The following is an 18,154-nucleotide window of genomic DNA, read 5'->3' on the forward strand; positions in this document are numbered from 1 at the left end:
CGGAGTCAGCGGTGAAAGCGCCTGCAGTGATCAGGCCTTGTTTTTCGCCGGTAACCGACATGTACGCTGGTGTTGCCATGGGGTGCTCTCCTTGCTTGAAAGACATACCTCACAGGCACCATTGCCTGAAAGGATGGCTATGCGCCATCAAACTTCATGCCAGCTTTTATGCAACCCATACAGATCAAGGCCTTGAGCGCATCAGCTCGTTCTTTCCTGTCGCTAAGCCAATGAAAAACAAGGGAAAGTGCGCAATTTCTTGCGCAGTGGTGTGCAAGAAGTTGCGCACTTGGCTGGAGGCCACGAGCTACGCGGCCTGCAGAGACCTACCCGGGTAAAAACAGGCAAGGCACTGCGCAACTTCTTGCGCACTTGCCCGTGGATGGATAAAGAAGAGCGCTAGATCAAAAGATCGCAGCCTTCGGCAGCTCCTACATGGGAAACCGCTACCCATAAGGAAAGCGCCGCCGAAGGCCGCGATCTCTTTGCTTTTTGAACCCCTGAGCTATCCTGCTGCCCACTAAAAGGTACCGACACATTCAGCAAGGAGGTTTGCATGCGTACCCTCGAACTGGCCGGCGTTCAGGTTCCGATCATTGGCCAAGGCACCTGGCGCATGGGCGAAGACCGCTCGGCGCACAAGCGTGAAGTGGCGGCGTTGCGCACGGGGATCGAGCTGGGCATGAGCCTGATCGACACGGCGGAAATGTACGCCGAGGGCGGCGCCGAATCGGTCGTTGGCGAAGCCATTGCCGGCCTGCGCGATCAGGTATTTCTGGTGAGCAAGGTCTACCCGCACAACGCCAGCCGCAAAGGTATCCCGCAAGCCTGCGAACGCAGTTTGCGGCGGCTCGATACCGATTACATCGACCTCTACCTGTTGCATTGGCGCGGTCAGTATCCGCTGGAAGAAACCGTCGAGGCGTTCGAACGCCTGCGCGAGGACGGCAAGATCGGCCGTTGGGGCGTGTCGAATTTCGATGTCGACGACCTCGAAGAACTCTCAAGCTCGGCCTGTGCGACCAATCAGGTGCTGTACAACCTGGAAGAGCGCGGCATCGAGTTCGATCTGCTGCCGTGGTGCCAACAGCAGCGAATGCCACTGATCGCCTACTGTCCGATTGGCCAGGGCGGCGCGATGCTGGCTGAACCGCTGCTGAATGAAATTGCCGCTCGTCATGGTGTAACCCCCGCGCAGGTTTCGCTGGCGTGGATTCTGCGTCAGGATGGCGTGATTGCGATTCCCAAGGCTGTACGGCCGGAACACGTGCAACTCAATGCACAAGCCGCGCAACTGCAACTGGAAGCCGGGGATCTGGCGGCGCTGGACCAGGCGTTTCAAGCGCCACAACGCAAGCAGCGGCTGGCCATGGTTTGAGCCAGCGGCTGGCGAGGGCTTCGCGATGAGAAGCACTGATCAGTACGACCCGTTCAACCTGCAACGTTTTGTCCTGGCCCAGGATCCAGTGTTCGAGCGCGTGCAACGCGAACTCGATGAGGGCCGCAAACGCAGCCACTGGATGTGGTTTGTCTTTCCGCAGTTTGCCGGGCTTGGCGGCAGTGAAATGTCCCGGCGCTTCGCCATCGGCTCAGCCGAGGAAGCCCGGGCTTATCTGGCCCATGAGTTGCTCGGCGCACGGCTGCGCACCTGCACGCAGCTTGTGCTTAATGTGCCACAGCGCTCGATCGCGGAGATTTTCGGCCATCCCGATGACCTGAAATTTCATTCCTCGATGACGCTGTTCGCTCAATTTGCCGCTGAAGACAGCGTGTTCAATCAGGCGCTGGAGCGCTACTTCCACGGCATTCTTGATGAGTGGACGCTGCAACTGCTCGACTCAAAACAGGCCCAGTTGCCCCCCGATCAGGGTTGAGAAGTCGTCGTCGACAAACGGCAGAATCGCATCCGCGACGGGTTGCAGTTGCCGGGTGATGTAGTGGTCGTAGTCGATGGCCGCACGGCGCACTTCCAGCGGTTCCGGGCCGGCCAGGGTGATGACATAGCTGATCCAACCACCGTTCTGGTATTGCCGTGGCCGCCCGTGTTGCGCGTTGTAGTCGTCGGCCAACCGCGCCGCGCGCACGTGCGGCGGGACATTGCGTTCGTAGTCGTCAAGGGTGCGGCGCAGGCGTTTGCGGTAGATCAGGCGATCATCGAATTCACCGGCGAGGGTTTTGCGCACGTAGTCGCGCACGTAATCCTGATAGGGCTTGCGCTGGAAGATCCGCTCGTAGAGTTCCTGCTGGAATTGCCGGGCCAGCAGCGACCAGTCGGTACGCACGGTTTCCAGACCTTTGTAGACCATTTCATCGCTGCCGTCGGCACGGGTGACGAGGCCGGCATAACGTTTTTTGCTGCCCTCCTCCGCGCCGCGAATGGTCGGCATCAGAAAGCGTTTGTAGTGAATTTCGAATTGCAGTTCGAGGGCGCTTTCCAGGCCGTATTCATCTCGCACATGCGCGCGCCACCAGTCGTTGACGTGCTTGACCAGCGCTTGACCGATGGCCGCCGCCTCTTCCTGTCCGTGCGGGCGACGCAGCCAGACGAACGTCGAGTCGGTGTCGCCATAGATCACCGCGTGGCCCTGCTCTTCGATCAGCTTGCGCGTGCGCAGCATGATCTCGTGGCCGCGCAGTGTGATCGATGAGGCCAGCCGCGTATCGAAGAAGCGGCAGCCGCTGGAGCCGAGCACGCCGTAGAAGGCGTTCATGATGATCTTCAGTGCCTGCGACAGCGGCGCGTTGTGCTCGCGCTTGGCGGTCTCGCGGCCCTCGGCAACGCGCGAGACAATCGACGGCAGGCAATGCCGGGTGCGCGAGAAACGCGCGCCACGGAAGCCCGGCACCGAGTCGGCGTCGTCCGGGTGTTGCAACCCTTCGATCAGGCCGACCGGGTCGATCAGAAAGGTACGAATGATTGATGGATAAAGGCTCTTGTAATCGAGCACCAGCACCGACTCATACAGGCCCGGTTGCGAGTCCATGACGAAACCGCCGGGGCTGGCCTGCGGCGGATTGGTGCCCAGGTTCGGCGCGACGAAACCCTGGCGATGCATCAACGGCATATACAAGTGCGTGAACGCCGCCACCGAGCCGCCGCTGCGATCCGCCGGCAAACCGGTGACGCTGGCGCGTTCGAGCAAAAAGGTCAGAAGCTCGGTCTTGGCGAAGATCCGCGTGACCAGTTCGCAGTCCTTGAGGTTGTACTTGGCCAGCGCCGGTTTGTCCTCGGCGAACATGCGGTTGATTTCATCCATGCGCTGGTACGGGTTGTCGATGGCTTTGCCTTCGCCGAGCAACGTCTGGGCGACGTTTTCCAGGCTGAACGAAGGGAAACTCCAGGTCGCCGAACGCAGGGACTCGATACCGTCGATGATCAGCCGCCCCGCCGCTGAGGCGAAGTAGTGATTGCGGCTGCCGTGTTCGCGCCATTGCATCTCTTCGCCGCCACGACCGATCTTCAGCGGCACACCAAGGCGCCGCGCGTGTTCGTGGAGGATGCGCAAATCGAACTGCACGACGTTCCAGCCGATGATCGCGTCGGGGTCGTGGCGGGCGAACCAGTCGTTGAGTTTCTTCAGAATGATCGTGCGCGAGTCGCAGTATTCGAGGTCGAAATCGACAATGCTGTCATCGCCGTTCGGCGCACCGAGCATGTACACCTGACGTTCGCCGCAACCTTCCAGGGCAATCGAATACAACTCGCCGGTTTCGGTGGTTTCGATGTCCAGCGAGACCAGCCTTAGCGTCGGCCGATATTTGGGGTCGGGTTTGAGCTGGGCGTTGAGCAATACGCCGTCGGCATCGGGCGTGCCGCTGAACCGCACCGGTGCGGTGATAAAACGCTCCATCAGGTAGCGTTCCGGCGGGCGTACGTCGGCTTCGAAGACGTCGACCCCGTTGCGGTTGAGCGCGGTTTCCAGGCGCATCAACTGACCATGTTGCTGGCAATACAGACCGAGCACCTGGCGATGTTCGAAATCCTGCAGGGCCAAGGGTCGCAGTTCGACATTCTTTTCGTCGTGCAACAGGCGTTCGGCCGCTGCGCGCTGCTCGGCGGGAATAAACGCCACCGACGGCTGATGCGGCAAACGCACACGGCGCGGCCCGGCGTCGGTCGCCAGCCAGAACTCGACTTCGGTGCCGGCCGGTGTATCGCGCCAATGCCGGGTCAGGACGAAGCCCTGCGGTAAATCCACCACTGCAACCTCAGGAATTGAATCAGAAGGGCATTCTACGCGGCATTGCGTGGGATGACCCTGACGATAAATCGGCGCCAACCACGGAAAAACCCGGCAAATGACGTTTTTTGCGTGCTATCTGCCGCTTTGCCACCTTGCCCTGCGCGCTTGCGTCTACGATGCTTGGATAACAACGACAACACCTGAGTAACCGCCATGAAGACCGTCGCCCAACTGCTCAAGCTCAAAGATCAGAAAAATCAGGAAGTGCACCAGATCAAACCTGATCACATGGTGCTCGAAGCGCTGATGAAGATGGCCGAAAAAAACGTCGGCGCCTTGCTCGTGGTCGAAGACGACAAAGTGGTCGGCATCATCAGCGAACGCGACTACGCGCGCAAACTGGTGCTGCATGGCCGCTCATCCGTGGGCACGCCGGTGCGCGACATCATGGTGGCGAACGTGATCACCGTCGATACCCATCAAACCGTCGACACCTGTCTGGGCATCATGTCGGACAAACGCCTGCGCCACTTGCCGGTCGTGGAGAACGGCAAGTTGATTGGCTTGCTGTCGATCGGTGACCTGGTCAAGGAAGCGATTGCCGAACAGGCGGAGCTGATCAAGCAGCTGGAGCAGTACATTCGCGGGGAATAACTCTCCTTTACCGAGATCGTTCCCACGCTCTGCGTGGGAATGCCTCTTGTGACGCTCTGCGTCACGCTTTGGGACGCGGAGCGTCCCGGGCTGCATTACCACGCGGAGCGTGGGAACGATCATCGTCGGTCAGGACGGCCAATGCCGGGCGAAGACCGGCGCCAGCACCGGGTGCCGATCAATCCGCTGCAACCACGCATAAAACCCCGGTCGCGCCTGACGCAAATGCTCGCGGCTGCCCGCCCAGCGCGTCACCACCGCCGCCAACACATCCAGCGCCCCCGGTGTTTCGTCATCCAGATACAACTCGGCGGAAAACTGATCGGCAAACACCTCCCAACTCCAGTGCAATCGCTCACGCGCGCCGGCCACCAGATTCTGCCGCGAGGCTTCGTCGGGTATCAGCAGCCAGCGCTCCGGATAATCGATGACGCCGATCGCTGCGTAGCAATTGCTGACGATGTAGACCAGACCGCGAATCGCCTGATCGCGATCCTCCGCTTTGGCTGGCAGCAGGCCGGACTTGGGAAACGTCAGGCCCAGATGAATCAGGATCGCCGCACTCTCGGTGATGGCGCTGCCATCGGGCAGTTGCAAAGTGGGTATCTGCTTCAGTGGATTGAGCTGCGCCAGCGCCTCGGCGGCTTCGGTGCTGGCTTCGATATCAATGAAGCGGTAAGCGATCTGGCACAGTTCCAGCGCCGCTTCGATGGCGGCTGCGCCTGAGTTTCTGTGCCCGTAGAGCTGGTACATATCCAATCCCCCCCGAAAAGGCCATTGCCACAGGGTAGATGGCTGTAGCGTGGGCGTAGAAATAATCTGCCTGTGTATCGGTTTTGGCACGGTTTTCCCATGCACTCGCGACTTGCGAATTCAAACCTCGCAAAACAGCGCTGGCGGTGCCCATCCCGCACCAAGAGCAATCATCGAACGCTATCCGCGTTCTTGTAAGGTGCGATACCGAACCAAAAGTTCGCGTATCCGAGCTGGCAACAAGGAGTTCACCGCGTGAATCTTCAAACGCTCTGCCGCATCACAGCCTCTTTGCATTTATCCGTTCGCTGCCGAGTTCATTCGAACAGTCCCGGCGACCAACGCCTTTACTTTATTACCTGACTCCACAACCACGCCTGTGATCGGCAATGATTTATTCGCCGACCATGGAGTGCTATTTATTTTTTAAATACAACTCACAAAGTTATTGCACAACCAATGCATCAAATGAACGCAAGCAGGATTGTCGAACAATAACTTTCAGCGATTTTACAAGCGCACCAAAACAGCTCCAGCGACTTGGACTAAACAGCACAGCAAACATTGAGTTCATTTAAACAAGAACAAGGAACATGCCCGTGACCCGCTAAAACATTGACCTGCACCAAATCGGTCCGCCGCGCACCAGCAAGTACCTGGGCCGCAAGTCACGACGCCGCTCTATCCCGCCATTCAGCGGGATACCGCGTACAGCCTGACTCGCCTCTGAAAAAGCTCCGCCAACAGGAGTAACGGGAGTCTGTGCGCCGGATAAAAACCACGGTACTGGCGAAACTTATATAAATGCGACATGAGTAACACTCATGAAATAACCACTCTACATTTCGGCAACATCTGGCACAGCCGTTGCAAAACAGAACTCGAGCAATCAATTGTAGGAGCTGCCGAAGGCTGCGATCTTTTGATCTTGATCTTGATCTTTAAAGGCAGAATCAAAAGATCGCAGCCTTCGGCAGCTCCTACATAGAACAACACCAGGGAACGGCTGATGAACAGACGAAGTCGATGGCGCTAAGCCAGTAAGTTTGCACAAGCCTTGTTAACCGGATAGTTCAACTATCGGCTTCTGCACACCTTGAAGAAAGTTGCACCCACCCACTCGAACATCCCCTGGATGTTCGGACGGCACCTTATTGCCCTTCATCAACCCGAGGGAGCTTTAATGAACGATGCGGTAAAGCACAGAACCCTGCCGGGGCCGTTGCGGGAAGCGCCAGTCCCGCCGCTACCGGGCAGGCCGGCGTTTAAAGCCAATACCTCGCAACCCGGTGGTTTGAATAAACAGCAGATGGTGTTGCTCGTGGCTGTGTCGGCGCTGATACATGGCGGCGCCTGGTGGTTTCTCCAGCAGTCCAGAACCGAGCCATTGCCAACGCCGCCGCAGATTCCGGAAATGACCGTCGAGCTGACCAGCCCGACGCCACCTGCTCCGCCGACCCCGGAACCGCCACCTCCTCCGCCACCGCCGCCGGAACCTGAACAACCGGTAGAAGACGAGGACGCGGTCAAGCCGCCACCGAAACCGGTGGAGAAGCCCAAGCCGATCGAAAAACCGAAACCGGTCGAGAAGCCGAAACCGGTGAAAAAGGTCGAGCCGCCGAAAGCCCCACCCGCCCCGGCACAACCGGCCGCTCCTGCTGCACCGGCGACACCTAGCGCACCGCCGGCCCCTGCCGCTGCGCCGGGTCCGGTCAAGGAATCGGCAGCGATCTCCGGCCTCGCCAGCCTCGGCAACCCGCCACCGGAATACCCCTCGCTGGCCCTGCGACGCAACTGGGAAGGCAGCGTGGTGCTGCGCATTCAGGTGCTCGCCAACGGTCGCGCCGGCTCGGTGACGGTGACCAAATCCAGCGGCAAGCCGCAACTGGATGACGCCGCCGTTGCCGCCGTGAAGAACTGGAAGTTTATTCCGGCCAAACGCGGTGACACGCCGATCGACGGCTTCGCCACGCAGACCATCGATTTCAAATTGCCGCAATAACCGAACGCTCAATCAACGCACAACCGAATAACGCAAGCGAGGTATCACCATGAACGATTTGTCTTCGATGATTGTCCCCGGCGTGCTCTGGGGTCTGGTGCTGTTTTCCGTGGTCAGCTGGGCGATCCTGCTGGTCAAGTCGGCGCAGTACCTGCGGCAGAAAGCGCAGAACAAACAATTCACCAAGGCTTTCTGGGGCGCACCGGATCTGCTTACCGCCGCCGAACACGCCAGCCAGTACCCGGGCTCACTGGCGCGCATCGCCAGCAGCGGTTTCGAGGCGCTGCTGGTGGAAGATTCGCCGCGCACTACGCAACAACTGGCGCACACCATCAACCGCTCGGATCGTCTGGAACGCAACCTGCGCCAGCAGATCCAGAAGGAACGCCGCTCACTGGAAAACGGCCAGGCGATCCTCGCCAGTATCGGCAGCACCGCGCCGTTCATTGGTTTGTTCGGCACCGTGTGGGGAATCATGGAAGCGCTGAAAAGCATCGGCGAAACCGGTTCCGCCAGCCTTGAAGCGGTCGCGGGGCCCATCGGTCACGCGCTGATCGCCACCGGCGTCGGCATCGCTGTCGCGGTGCCGGCGGTGCTGATTTACAACTTCTTCCTGCGCCGACTGAAACTGGCCTCGGCAGACATGGATGACTTCGCCCACGACTTCGACGCCCTCGCCTCGCGCAGCGCGTTTTCCATCAGCCGTCAGGCCATCGCCAGCAAAACCACGGCCGCCGTGCGGGAGGCCAGCTGATGTCGTTCTCCACTCAAGACAGCGATGAAGTACTCAGCGAAATGAACGTCACGCCACTGGTCGACGTGATGCTCGTGCTGCTGGTGGTGTTCATCGTTACCGCACCGCTGATGACCAACGCGATCAAGGTCAACCTGCCAAAAACCGACGCCGTCGCCCCCGCCGAAAAGAAAGACCCGGTGGTGGTCAGCGTCGATCAGGACGGCAAGTTCTATCTGGCGAAAACCGAGCTGGCCCCGGAATCGCTGGAAGCCAGCCTTAAAGAGGTCAAGGCCAAGGACGCCGAAGTCCGCGTGCAGCTGCAGGCCGACTCCGCCGTCAATTACGGCCAGGTCGCCAAAGCCATGGCGTCGATCGAACGCTCGGGCATTACCAAGATTTCGGTGATGACCACCCACTGAGTGCGGTGGCGGCCGCGTCTTGAGAGACGCGCCCGCCACCGCCCGCTGAATCCTGTCGCAAATCAGCCGACCGAAAAAACGCCACGCGTCTTCGGAGGGGATCGGCTTGCTTGAAGAAAGTGGTTTTCCGCACGCGGTATCACCGATAGCGGAGCAATGAGGGGCTCACAAGGCCAATTCGATAACGTCTAAAAAGTCGGAAATAACCATGCTGATGAACACTCCACGCTTCACGCTCAAACCCTTGGTGGCAACGATTTCTCGCCACCGTTTTGTTCCGTTGTATCTGGTGGCCATGGGGATGGGCGCCGGCACCGTGCAAGCGGCCGAGGACGACAACGCTGCCGTCCCGGCGGCTGCGGCGGTGGTTGCGCCGACCACGCAACTGCAACGGGTGGAAGTGACGGGCTCGGCGATTCGCCGGGTCGATGCGGAAACGGCGGTGCCGATCACCATTCTCAAGGCCGATGAGCTGCGCAAACAGGGCGTGACCACCACCGCCGAACTGGTGCAGCGCATCACCGGCAGCCAGTCGATCAACAACAGCGCAGGCTCCGTGGGCGCGGCGACTGGCGGCGCCTCGTTCGCCGACATGCGCGGCATCGGCGCGAACAAGACGCTGGTGCTGCTCAACGGTCGACGCCTGGCCAACAACGCCTTGTCCGGCACCAACTCGGCTGGCGGCGCGGTGGATCTGAACATGATCCCGTTTGCCGCCATCGAGCGCGTCGAAGTGCTGCGCGACGGCGCCTCGGCCCTGTACGGCACCGACGCCATCGGCGGCGTGATCAACTTCATCACCAAGAAATCCCTGACCGACGGCCAGTTGACCCTCGGCGGCGAAACCCCCACCCACAGCGGTGGCGGCGCGACCAAAGACATGAGCGCGAGTTGGGGCTACGGCGATCTGCAAGAGGACCGCTTCAACGTGCTCGGCGTGTTCAATTACAACAAGCAGCAGAACCTCGACGCCAACGACCGCTCCTTCGCCACCGATTTCGCCCCCGGTCGCGGTCTCGATCAGACATCCGGCACTGCGTTCCCCGGCAACTACAGCCAGAACGGCAACGCCACCAACCCGTTGGCCAACAGCAATTGCAACGGCCCCAACCTGATCGCCCGCGACGGCTTGTGCCGCTTCAGCACCCGTGAATTCATCGACCTGGTGCCACAGACCGAGAAGACCTCGTTCTTCGGCAAAACCACCGGCAAGCTCGGCGACGATCACAACGTCAATCTCGAATACTTCTGGTCGCGCAACAACAACGCCACGGCGGTTGGTCCTGCGCCACTGACCGGTCTGAGCCTGGACGGTTCATCGCCCTACTACCCCGGCAACGGCATCACCCCGGCGCCCACCGGTTTCGCCCTCGACCCGACCCAACCGGTGGACGTCAACTGGCGTGAAACCGCGGCCGGCCCGCGCGAATCGAAAGACCAGAACACCAGCCAACGCTTTTTGCTCAGCTTCGATGGTCTGGTCGGCGGTTGGGATTACAACGTCGGCGCCTCGTACAACCAGAACAAAATCGTTTCCAGTGTCACCAGCGGTTATGTCAGCGATCAGGCGATGATCAATGGTCTGGCCAGCGGTCTGCTCAACCCGTTCGGCCCGCAGTCCGCCGCCGGTCAGCAGTACATCGATAACGCGGCGTATCACGGCGCCTATTCCACTGCTGTGGGCCGTGTCGCCGGTTTCGACGGACGCATCAGCCGCGAGATCGGCGACTGGTTCGGTGCCGGCCCTTCCGGCCTGGCGCTGGGCGGCGAGTACCGCAAAGAGAAATTCCACCAGGATTTCGAATCGTTCGCCGGCGACATTCAGAGCCTCGGCATCGACCCGGCCGGCAGCGTCGAGGGCGACCGCAGCGTGAAAGCGGCGTACGCGGAAATCAACGTGCCGGTGCTCGACAGCCTCGAACTGTCCGCCGCCGTGCGCCACGACAAATACAGCGACTTCGGCAGCACCACCAACCCGAAATACTCGTTCCGTTATCAGCCTTTGAAAGAGCTGGTGGTGCGTGGCGCCTACAGTGAAGGTTTCCGTGCGCCGTCGCTGTACGAGCTGTATTCGCCGCGCAGCATCACCTACACCCAGGGCTACTACAACGACCCGGTGCTGTGTACCGGCGGTGTGGTGCAACCGGGCGGCAACGGTGGCCGCGATTGCGGTCAGCAGTTCCTCAACCAGATCGGCGGCAACGAAGATCTGGCCCCGGAAAAGGCACGCAACGTAACCCTGGGCTTCGTCTATCAGCCGATCAACAACCTCTCGGTGGGTCTGGATTTCTGGTGGATTCACATCTCCAACCAGATCCAGCCGTTCCCGGAATCCACCGTGTTTGATCAGGCCGGCTCCTACCCGGATCGCTTCGTGCGCAACGCCGACGGCACGCTCAACTACATCGTCACCGGTAACGCCAACCTCGGCATTGTCGAAACCAACGGTGTCGATGTGTCGCTGGATTACCGCTTCCCGAACACGCCGTACGGTCAGTTCGGTCTGGGCCTGCAAGGCACTTACGTTGACGAGTACGACTTCCAGAGCACCATCAAAGGCCCATTCACCGACAAGGTCGGCGACTTCGAGGGAGACGGCGTGATCGCGCGCTGGAAGCACAACCTCACCGGCAGCTGGACCTTCGGCGCGGCGCGGGCGGCGCTGACCAACCGCTTCACCACCGGCTACAACGATTACGACCGCGACACCCACGCGCGCGTGGCGTCGTATTCGGTGTGGGACCTGTCGGCCGGTTACACCTTCAACAAGGTGCTGGATGTCGATGCCGGGATGAAGAACGTGTTCGACCGCAACCCGCCGTTCTCCAACCAGGCCTACAACTTCCAGAGCGGCTATGACCCGCGTTACACCGACCCGCTGGGCCGTACCTTGTTTGCGCGCATGACTTACCACTTCTAAAGAACGAGCACCGCAAAACCCTGTGGGAGCTGGCTTGCCAGCGATAGCGGTGTGTCAGTGAAGTAGATATCGACTGACACGAGGCCATCGCTGGCAAGCCAGCTCCCACATGGGGACCGGGTTTCTTCAGGGATTTTCAGGAGTGATCTCATGAGTTTTTTGCGCAACATGGCGGGCCTGCTGTTGGGCAGTGCGCTGCTGTGCATCGGCACCTCTGCACTGGCCGGCGGCAGTTATGCGCTGACGGTGTACGGCGAGGCGCCGAAGTATCCGGCGGGCTTCCAGCACTTCGATTTCGTCGATCCCAAGGCGCCCAAGGGCGGTTCGCTCAGCCGTGCGTCGATGGAAATCGGCCAGTACAACTACATCAGCCCGTATGCCGATCAGGGCATTTCCGTGGTGCAGGTCAACGACTGGGTGTACTCGCCGCTCGCATTCCGCTCGCTCGACGAGCCCTACACCGTTTACGCACTGGTCGCGCAGCAGATCGAGCGCGACCCCGATGGACTCTGGGTGCGCTTCACCCTCAATCCAAAAGCACGTTTCGCCGACGGTACGCCAATTACCGCCGAAGACGTGCGCTACACCTTCAACCTGCTGATGACCAAGGGCAGTCTGAGTTATCGCCAGCAATACGCCGACGTGCAGGACGTGCTGATCGAAAGCCCACGGCAGGTGCGTTTCACCTTCAAGAACAACCTCAACCGCACCCTGGCGCTGGACCTGGCGACGATGCGCATCGTCCCCGAACATTGGTGGCAAACCCGCGACTTCGCCAATGGCGGCGGCTTCGAGCCACCGTTGGGCAGCGGTCCGTACCGGGTGAGCAAGGTCGACGCCGGGCGCAGCATCAGTTTCCAGCGCGATCCGGACTGGTGGGGCAAGGACCTGCCGGTCAGTCGCGGCATGTACAACTTCGACACGCTCACGGTGAATTTCTACGGCGACACCGACGTCGCCCGCCAGTTGTTGCAGGCCGGTGCGTTCGACTACAACCGCGAATTTTCCTCGTCCGGTTACGTGGTCGGCTACGACAGCCCGGCACTGCGTGACGGTCGCTTGCAGCAGTCGATTCTGGCGCCGAAAAAGCCGACGGCGGCACAAGGCTTTGTGTTCAACCTGCAGAACCCGAACTTCCAGGATCGCCGCGTGCGTCAGGCGATCAGCCTGTTGTGGGATTTCGAGTGGACCAACAAACAGATGATGCGCGGCTTCTACGTGCGTCAGAACAGCTTCTGGCCGAAGAGCGAAATGGCCGCCACCGCGCTACCTGATGCCGAAGAATTGAAGATCCTCGAACCACTGCGCGGACAGATTCCCGACGAAGTTTTCACGACCGTGTATGAGGCACCGAAAACCGATGGCAGCGGCTACATCCGCGACAAGCAACTGCAAGCGCTGAAGCTGCTCGCCGAGGCTGGCTGGACGCCGCAACACAATCGTTTGGTCAATGCTGCTGGCGAGCCGCTGGAGTTCACTTTTCTCGACGGTCAGGGCGGCTTCGATCGCATGCTGCTGCCGTTCAAACGCACCCTCGCGCAGATCGGCATCACGCTGAATTTGCGGCGCATCGATTCGGCGCAATACGTCAACCGTCTCAACGCCCGGGACTACGACATGATCGTCACCAGTTTCCCGCGCAGCGGCGATCCGATCGTCTCTCCCGGCCGCGAGTTGTACAGCCTGTACGCCTCGCAAAGTGCCACGCAAGTCGGCAGTTCCAACTCGATGGTACTGGCCAATCCGGCGGTCGATCAACTGATCGACGGGCTGGTTCAGGCCAACACTCGCGAGGCCATGGTGCATTACGCGCGCGCCCTCGACCGGGTGCTGCAATGGGGTTACTACATGATTCCCAACTACTACTCCAAAGGCACGCCGACGGTGTATCAGAACCGCTTCGGCATGCCGCCCGTGCAACCGGCGTACGACGAAGGCCTCAACACCTGGTGGGAGGTATCGGCCAAGGCGTTGACCACCCAGCAGATGCACACTCAGCTTGCGGGGGGCCAGTGACATGCTGCGCTATCTGAGTCGACGTTTGCTGCTGATCATCCCCACGCTGTTGTGCATTCTGGTGGTGAATTTTCTGATTGTGCAGGCCGCGCCCGGTGGCCCGGTGGAACAAGCCATTGCCCGTCTGCAAGGCTTCGGCGGGCACGGCATGGGCAGCGGTGGCGAGGTCGCCGCGATTGGCGGCGCCGGGCGCAGCAGCCGTGGTCTCGACCCGGCGCTGATCGAGGAGATCAAACACCATTATGGTTTCGACAAACCCATGCACGAACGCCTATGGCTGATGCTGAAAAACTACGCGCAGCTGGATCTGGGCAGCAGTTTCTTTCGCGGCGCCAAGGTCACCGATCTGATCGTGCAGAAGCTGCCGGTATCGCTGTCGCTGGGCTTGTGGGCAACATTGATCACCTACCTGATTTCGATACCGCTGGGCATCCGCAAAGCGATCAAGAACGGCAGCGCCTTCGATGTCTGGAGCAGCACGGCGATCATCATCGGCTATGCAATGCCGGCGTTCCTGTTCGCGATTCTGCTGATCGTGGTGTTCGCCGGCGGCAGCTACGTCAACTGGTTTCCGGTGCAAGGGCTGGTCTCGGACAACTTCGATAGCCTGAGCACGCTGGGCAAGGTCGGCGACTACCTCTGGCACTTGGTGTTGCCGGTGACGGCGCTGGTGATCGGCGGCTTCGCCACGCTGACGATTTTGACCAAGAACAGTTTCCTCAACGAGATCAGCCGCCAGTACGTGATCACCGCGCGGGCCAAGGGTCTGACCGAGAGGCGCGTGCTCTACGGCCATGTGTTTCGCAACGCCATGCTGTTGGTGGTGGCCGGTGTGCCGTCAGCGCTGATCGAGGTGTTTTTCGCCGGCTCCCTGCTGATCGAAACCATCTTCAACCTCGACGGCCTCGGGCGCATGAGCTACGAGGCGGCGGTGTCGCGCGACTACCCGGTGGTGTTCGGCGCGCTGTTTCTGTTCACCCTGTTCGGCCTGTTGATCAAGCTGATTGGCGACCTCTGCTACACCCTGCTCGACCCGCGCATCGACTTCTCGGCGAGGACTGCCTGATGTTCACTCTTTCTCCTCTCGGTCAGCGTCGCGTTGCGCAATTCAAAGCCAATCGGCGTGGGCGCTGGTCGCTGTGGCTGTTTATCGGCCTGTGCCTGATTTGTCTGGGCGGTGAGTTGATCGCCAACGACAAACCGCTGGTGATCCGTTATCACGACGCTTTCTACTTCCCGATTCTCAGCGATTACCAGGAAACCGATTTCGGCGGCGAGTTGCCGTTTCAGCCGGATTACGCCAGCAGTTACGTGCACAAGCTGATCGAGGATCAGGGCGGCTGGATGTTGTTTCCACCGATCCCGTTCAGCTATGACACGGTCAATTACGACCTCAGTGAACCGGCGCCGAGTCCGCCGTCGTCGAGCAATTGGCTGGGCACCGATGATCAGGCGCGCGACGTGTTGGCGCGGGTGATTTTCGGCACGCGGATTTCGATCCTTTTTGCGCTGATCCTCACCGGCATCAGTGCGCTGATCGGCATCGTTGCCGGGGCGTTGCAGGGTTATTACGGCGGTTGGGTCGACTTGCTCGGACAACGGGTGCTGGAGATCTGGTCGGGGTTGCCGGTGCTGTACCTGCTGATCATTTTGTCCGGCTTCGTCTCGCCGAGTTTCTGGTGGTTGCTGGGGATCATGGCGCTGTTTTCCTGGCTGGCACTGGTTGATGTGGTGCGCGCCGAATTTCTGCGGGGGCGCAATCTTGAATACGTGAAAGCCGCGCGAGCGTTGGGCCTGACCGACAACGAATTGATGTGTCGGCACATCCTGCCCAACGCGATGACGTCCACCCTCACCTACCTGCCGTTCATTCTGACGGGTGCTATCGCCACGCTGACTGCACTGGATTTTCTTGGCTTCGGCATGCCGGCGGGCACCGCGTCGCTGGGCGAATTGATCGGTCAGGCCAAACGCAATCTGCAAGCGCCATGGCTGGGGCTGACGGCGTTTTTCGCCTTGGCGCTGATTCTGTCGCTGTTGGTTTTCATCGGTGAAGCGTGCCGAGATGCCTTTGATCCGAGGAGCTGAGATGAACGACAACCTGATTGAAATTCGCGACCTGCGCGTGGCCTTCGCCGGGCAGGAAGTGGTGCACGGTTTAAACCTGGATATTCGCCGTGGCGAATGCCTGGCACTGGTCGGTGAATCCGGCTCAGGCAAGTCGGTGACCGCGCATTCGATCCTGCGTTTGTTGCCGGGCAAGAACGTCCGCAGCAGCGGCGCGATCCGCTACAAAGGCGTGGATTTATTGCACGCCAGCGAACAGCAGATGCGCGGTTTGCGCGGCAACCGCATTGCGATGATTTTTCAGGAGCCGATGACTTCGCTGAACCCGCTGCACACGGTGGAAAAGCAAGTCAGTGAAGTGCTGGAGATTCACAAAGGCCTGAAGGGCCGCGCTGCCCGTGAACGGACGTTGGAACTGCTGGAACTGGTCGGCATTCGCCAGCCTTTGCAGCGCTTGAAAGCCTATCCACACCAGCTCTCCGGCGGTCAGCGGCAACGGGTGATGATCGCCATGGCATTGGCCAACGAGCCGGAGTTGTTGATCGCCGATGAGCCGACCACGGCGCTGGATGTCACGGTGCAGCAGAAGATTCTCGAGTTGCTGATCGAGTTGCAGCAACGCCTTGGCATGTCGCTGTTGCTGATCAGCCATGACCTCAATCTGGTGCGGCGCATCGCGCAACGGGTGTGCGTGATGCGTCACGGTGAGATCGTCGAGCAGACAGATTGCGAAACGCTGTTTGGTGCGCCGCAGCATCCTTACAGCCGTTTGCTGATCGAGGCAGAACCCAGCGGTGCGCCGGTGCCCAGTGAATACGATCACAACCTGCTCGAAGTCGATGATTTGAAGGTGTGGTTTCCGTTGCCCAAAGCGTTGTTCAGCCGGCAGCAGGATTACATCAAAGCGGTGGACGGGGTCAGTTTGACCCTGCAACGGGGCAAGACCTTGGGGATTGTTGGCGAGTCGGGTTCGGGCAAATCAACGTTGGGCCAGGCGATCCTGCGACTGGTCGAATCCGAGGGCAATATCCGTTTCGGCAACAAGCAACTGAGCCTGCTCAATCAGCGTTTGATGCGGCCGTTGCGGCGGCAGATTCAGGTGGTCTTTCAGGACCCGTTCGGCAGCCTCAGCCCACGGATGTCGGTGCAGCAGATCATTGCCGAAGGCTTGCTGACCCATGGCATCGGCACCGAGGCCGAGCGTGAGGCGGCGGTGATCCGGGTACTGGAAGAAGTCGGCCTCGATCCGCAGAGCCGCCATCGTTATCCCCACGAGTTTTCCGGTGGGCAGCGCCAGCGCATCTCTATTGCCCGTGCGCTGGTGCTGGAACCGGCGCTGATTCTGCTGGATGAGCCGACCTCGGCACTGGATCGCACGGTGCAGAAGCAAGTGGTGGAGTTGCTGCGGCAATTGCAGATCAGGCATGGGCTGACGTATTTGTTCATCAGCCATGATCTGGCGGTGGTGCATGCGTTGGCGCATGACTTGATGGTGATCAAGGATGGCAAGGTGGTTGAGCAGGGTTCGTCACGTGAGATTTTCGCCGCGCCGCAACATCCCTACACCCAGGAACTCCTGAAAGCCTCCAGCCTCAAGCTCGCTGAAAAACCCTGTGGGAGCTGGCTTGCCAGCGATGGCGCCGGGTCAGTCGACATCCCCTTCTCTGACCCACCGCTATCGCTGGCAAGCCAGCTCCCACAGGTATAGAGGTGATCCAAAAAATATTTTTCAGCCACTGCATCCAAACGCCTCCGTCACGGGTAGTCCCTGTAACAGCCTCTTCGGCTGTCAGCGGTTTACCCTTTTCGGAGAAACATACTGATGAACATCACCCAGCTGATTGGCCTCACCGGTTTGCTCGCCGTCACCTCGACGACCTTTGCCCAAAGCAGCTACCCGGACGCGATCAAAGTGCCGGATGGCCACAAGATTGCGATGGAAACCACCGGCGTCGGCGAGATCACTTATGAATGTCGCGACAAGGCCAACGCGGCCGGGCAGACCGAGTGGACCTTCGTCGGCCCGAAAGCGGTGCTCAATGATCGCAGTGGCAAGCAGGTCGGCACCTACTTCGGCCCGCCAGCCACCTGGCAGGCCAAGGACGGTTCGAAAGTCACCGGCACGCAATTGGCCGTGGCGCCGTCGAGTCCGGGCAACCTGCCCTATCAATTGGTCAAGGCCAATCCGGCCGAGGGCAAAGGCGCGATGAGTGGCGTGAGTTACATCCAGCGTGTCGCACTCAAGGGCGGCGTGGCGCCGGGCAGTGAATGCACGACGGCGAACAAGGGCAAGCAGGAAGTGGTGAAGTACCAGGCCGATTACATTTTCTGGGCGGCGAACTGATTTCTGGCACCACTGATAAACCCTGTGGGAGCGAGCTTGCTCGCGAAGGCGGAGTGTCA

14 protein-coding genes and 1 pseudogene are annotated in these 18,154 nt (G+C 60.3%); 12 read left to right on the plus strand and 3 right to left on the minus strand.

The genetic code is table 11. The annotated features are described in order from the left end of the window. Window positions 1-79: pseudogene (locus ACIF4X_RS18875) on the minus strand (type VI secretion system tube protein Hcp); the annotation flags it as partial. A gap of 477 nt (window positions 80-556) precedes the next feature. Between ACIF4X_RS18875 and ACIF4X_RS18880 the strand changes: the two are divergent. After that, window positions 557-1,378, plus strand: coding sequence for an aldo/keto reductase (locus ACIF4X_RS18880; RefSeq protein ID WP_397483284.1), 822 nt, complete (start codon window positions 557-559; stop codon window positions 1,376-1,378). 25 nt (window positions 1,379-1,403) lie between these two features. Next, window positions 1,404-1,874 (plus strand): DUF1810 domain-containing protein, encoded by a 471-nt coding sequence (locus ACIF4X_RS18885; RefSeq protein WP_397483285.1) that lies wholly within the window; start codon window positions 1,404-1,406, stop codon window positions 1,872-1,874. Here the strand turns inward: ACIF4X_RS18885 and ACIF4X_RS18890 are convergent. Next, on the minus strand, window positions 1,839-4,199 hold the full coding sequence (locus ACIF4X_RS18890) for a DNA polymerase II (RefSeq protein ID WP_397483286.1): 2,361 nt from the start codon (window positions 4,197-4,199) through the stop codon (window positions 1,839-1,841). The two genes, ACIF4X_RS18885 and ACIF4X_RS18890, sit on opposite strands and share 36 nt — an antisense overlap. 198 nt (window positions 4,200-4,397) lie before the next feature. On the opposite strand from ACIF4X_RS18890, the gene ACIF4X_RS18895 reads away from it, so the two are divergent. Continuing rightward, window positions 4,398-4,838: a CBS domain-containing protein gene (locus ACIF4X_RS18895; protein ID WP_008084932.1), complete on the plus strand. Its 441-nt coding sequence runs from the start codon at window positions 4,398-4,400 to the stop codon at window positions 4,836-4,838. 129 nt (window positions 4,839-4,967) lie between these two features. Here ACIF4X_RS18895 and ACIF4X_RS18900 read toward each other — a convergent pair whose 3' ends face one another. Next, window positions 4,968-5,591, minus strand: a complete 624-nt coding sequence (locus ACIF4X_RS18900; RefSeq protein ID WP_397483287.1) for a glutathione S-transferase N-terminal domain-containing protein — start codon at window positions 5,589-5,591, stop codon at window positions 4,968-4,970. 1,183 nt (window positions 5,592-6,774) lie between these two features. Here ACIF4X_RS18900 and ACIF4X_RS18905 point away from each other — a divergent pair. The 9 genes from ACIF4X_RS18905 to ACIF4X_RS18945 all read left to right on the plus strand — a co-directional run bounded on the left by ACIF4X_RS18905 (window position 6,775) and on the right by ACIF4X_RS18945 (window position 18,095). Next, window positions 6,775-7,593 carry an energy transducer TonB gene (locus ACIF4X_RS18905; protein ID WP_397483288.1) on the plus strand — a complete coding sequence of 273 codons (819 nt, stop codon included), beginning with the start codon at window positions 6,775-6,777 and terminating at the stop codon, window positions 7,591-7,593. A 67-nt stretch (window positions 7,594-7,660) separates the two neighbouring features. Continuing rightward, on the plus strand, window positions 7,661-8,347 hold the full coding sequence (locus tag ACIF4X_RS18910) for a MotA/TolQ/ExbB proton channel family protein (RefSeq protein WP_371857975.1): 687 nt from the start codon (window positions 7,661-7,663) through the stop codon (window positions 8,345-8,347). Continuing rightward, on the plus strand, window positions 8,347-8,748 hold the full coding sequence (locus tag ACIF4X_RS18915) for a biopolymer transporter ExbD (protein ID WP_007918272.1): 402 nt from the start codon (window positions 8,347-8,349) through the stop codon (window positions 8,746-8,748). Before ACIF4X_RS18910 ends, ACIF4X_RS18915 begins: the two co-directional genes overlap by 1 nt. Window positions 8,749-8,956: 208 nt before the next feature. Next, window positions 8,957-11,668, plus strand: a complete 2,712-nt coding sequence (locus ACIF4X_RS18920) for a TonB-dependent receptor (protein ID WP_397483289.1) — start codon at window positions 8,957-8,959, stop codon at window positions 11,666-11,668. Between the two features lie 150 nt (window positions 11,669-11,818). Next, window positions 11,819-13,684: an extracellular solute-binding protein gene (locus ACIF4X_RS18925; protein ID WP_397483290.1), complete on the plus strand. Its 1,866-nt coding sequence runs from the start codon at window positions 11,819-11,821 to the stop codon at window positions 13,682-13,684. A 1-nt stretch (window position 13,685) separates the two neighbouring features. After that, window positions 13,686-14,750: a microcin C ABC transporter permease YejB gene (locus ACIF4X_RS18930; RefSeq protein ID WP_397483291.1), complete on the plus strand. Its 1,065-nt coding sequence runs from the start codon at window positions 13,686-13,688 to the stop codon at window positions 14,748-14,750. Then, entirely contained in the window at window positions 14,750-15,772 is a 1,023-nt protein-coding gene (locus ACIF4X_RS18935; protein WP_397483292.1) for an ABC transporter permease, read from the plus strand. Before ACIF4X_RS18930 ends, ACIF4X_RS18935 begins: the two co-directional genes overlap by 1 nt. A gap of 1 nt (window position 15,773) precedes the next feature. Beyond that, the gene (locus ACIF4X_RS18940) at window positions 15,774-17,459 is read left to right on the plus strand and encodes an ABC transporter ATP-binding protein (protein ID WP_397483293.1); all 1,686 of its coding nucleotides are present in this window, start codon (window positions 15,774-15,776) and stop codon (window positions 17,457-17,459) included. 114 nt (window positions 17,460-17,573) lie between these two features. After that, the gene (locus ACIF4X_RS18945; protein ID WP_397483294.1) at window positions 17,574-18,095 is read left to right on the plus strand and encodes a DUF3455 domain-containing protein; all 522 of its coding nucleotides are present in this window, start codon (window positions 17,574-17,576) and stop codon (window positions 18,093-18,095) included. Window positions 18,096-18,154 lie beyond the last annotated feature (59 nt).

The sequence above is a fragment of the Pseudomonas sp. NPDC085632 genome, assembly GCF_044541255.1.
GTDB lineage: Bacteria > Pseudomonadota > Gammaproteobacteria > Pseudomonadales > Pseudomonadaceae > Aquipseudomonas.

Coding starts and splice junctions, on each gene's coding strand:
- ACIF4X_RS18885 (WP_397483285.1), top strand. CDS start 1,404: ATGAGAAGCACTGATCAGTACGACCCGTTCAACCTGCAACGTTTTGTC.
- ACIF4X_RS18880 (WP_397483284.1), top strand. CDS start 557: ATGCGTACCCTCGAACTGGCCGGCGTTCAGGTTCCGATCATTGGCCAA.
- ACIF4X_RS18930 (WP_397483291.1), top strand. CDS start 13,686: ATGCTGCGCTATCTGAGTCGACGTTTGCTGCTGATCATCCCCACGCTG.
- ACIF4X_RS18935 (WP_397483292.1), top strand. CDS start 14,750: ATGTTCACTCTTTCTCCTCTCGGTCAGCGTCGCGTTGCGCAATTCAAA.
- ACIF4X_RS18915 (WP_007918272.1), top strand. CDS start 8,347: ATGTCGTTCTCCACTCAAGACAGCGATGAAGTACTCAGCGAAATGAAC.
- ACIF4X_RS18940 (WP_397483293.1), top strand. CDS start 15,774: ATGAACGACAACCTGATTGAAATTCGCGACCTGCGCGTGGCCTTCGCC.
- ACIF4X_RS18910 (WP_371857975.1), top strand. CDS start 7,661: ATGATTGTCCCCGGCGTGCTCTGGGGTCTGGTGCTGTTTTCCGTGGTC.
- ACIF4X_RS18925 (WP_397483290.1), top strand. CDS start 11,819: ATGAGTTTTTTGCGCAACATGGCGGGCCTGCTGTTGGGCAGTGCGCTG.
- ACIF4X_RS18900 (WP_397483287.1), bottom strand. CDS start 5,591: ATGTACCAGCTCTACGGGCACAGAAACTCAGGCGCAGCCGCCATCGAA.
- ACIF4X_RS18895 (WP_008084932.1), top strand. CDS start 4,398: ATGAAGACCGTCGCCCAACTGCTCAAGCTCAAAGATCAGAAAAATCAG.
- ACIF4X_RS18920 (WP_397483289.1), top strand. CDS start 8,957: ATGCTGATGAACACTCCACGCTTCACGCTCAAACCCTTGGTGGCAACG.
- ACIF4X_RS18905 (WP_397483288.1), top strand. CDS start 6,775: ATGAACGATGCGGTAAAGCACAGAACCCTGCCGGGGCCGTTGCGGGAA.
- ACIF4X_RS18945 (WP_397483294.1), top strand. CDS start 17,574: ATGAACATCACCCAGCTGATTGGCCTCACCGGTTTGCTCGCCGTCACC.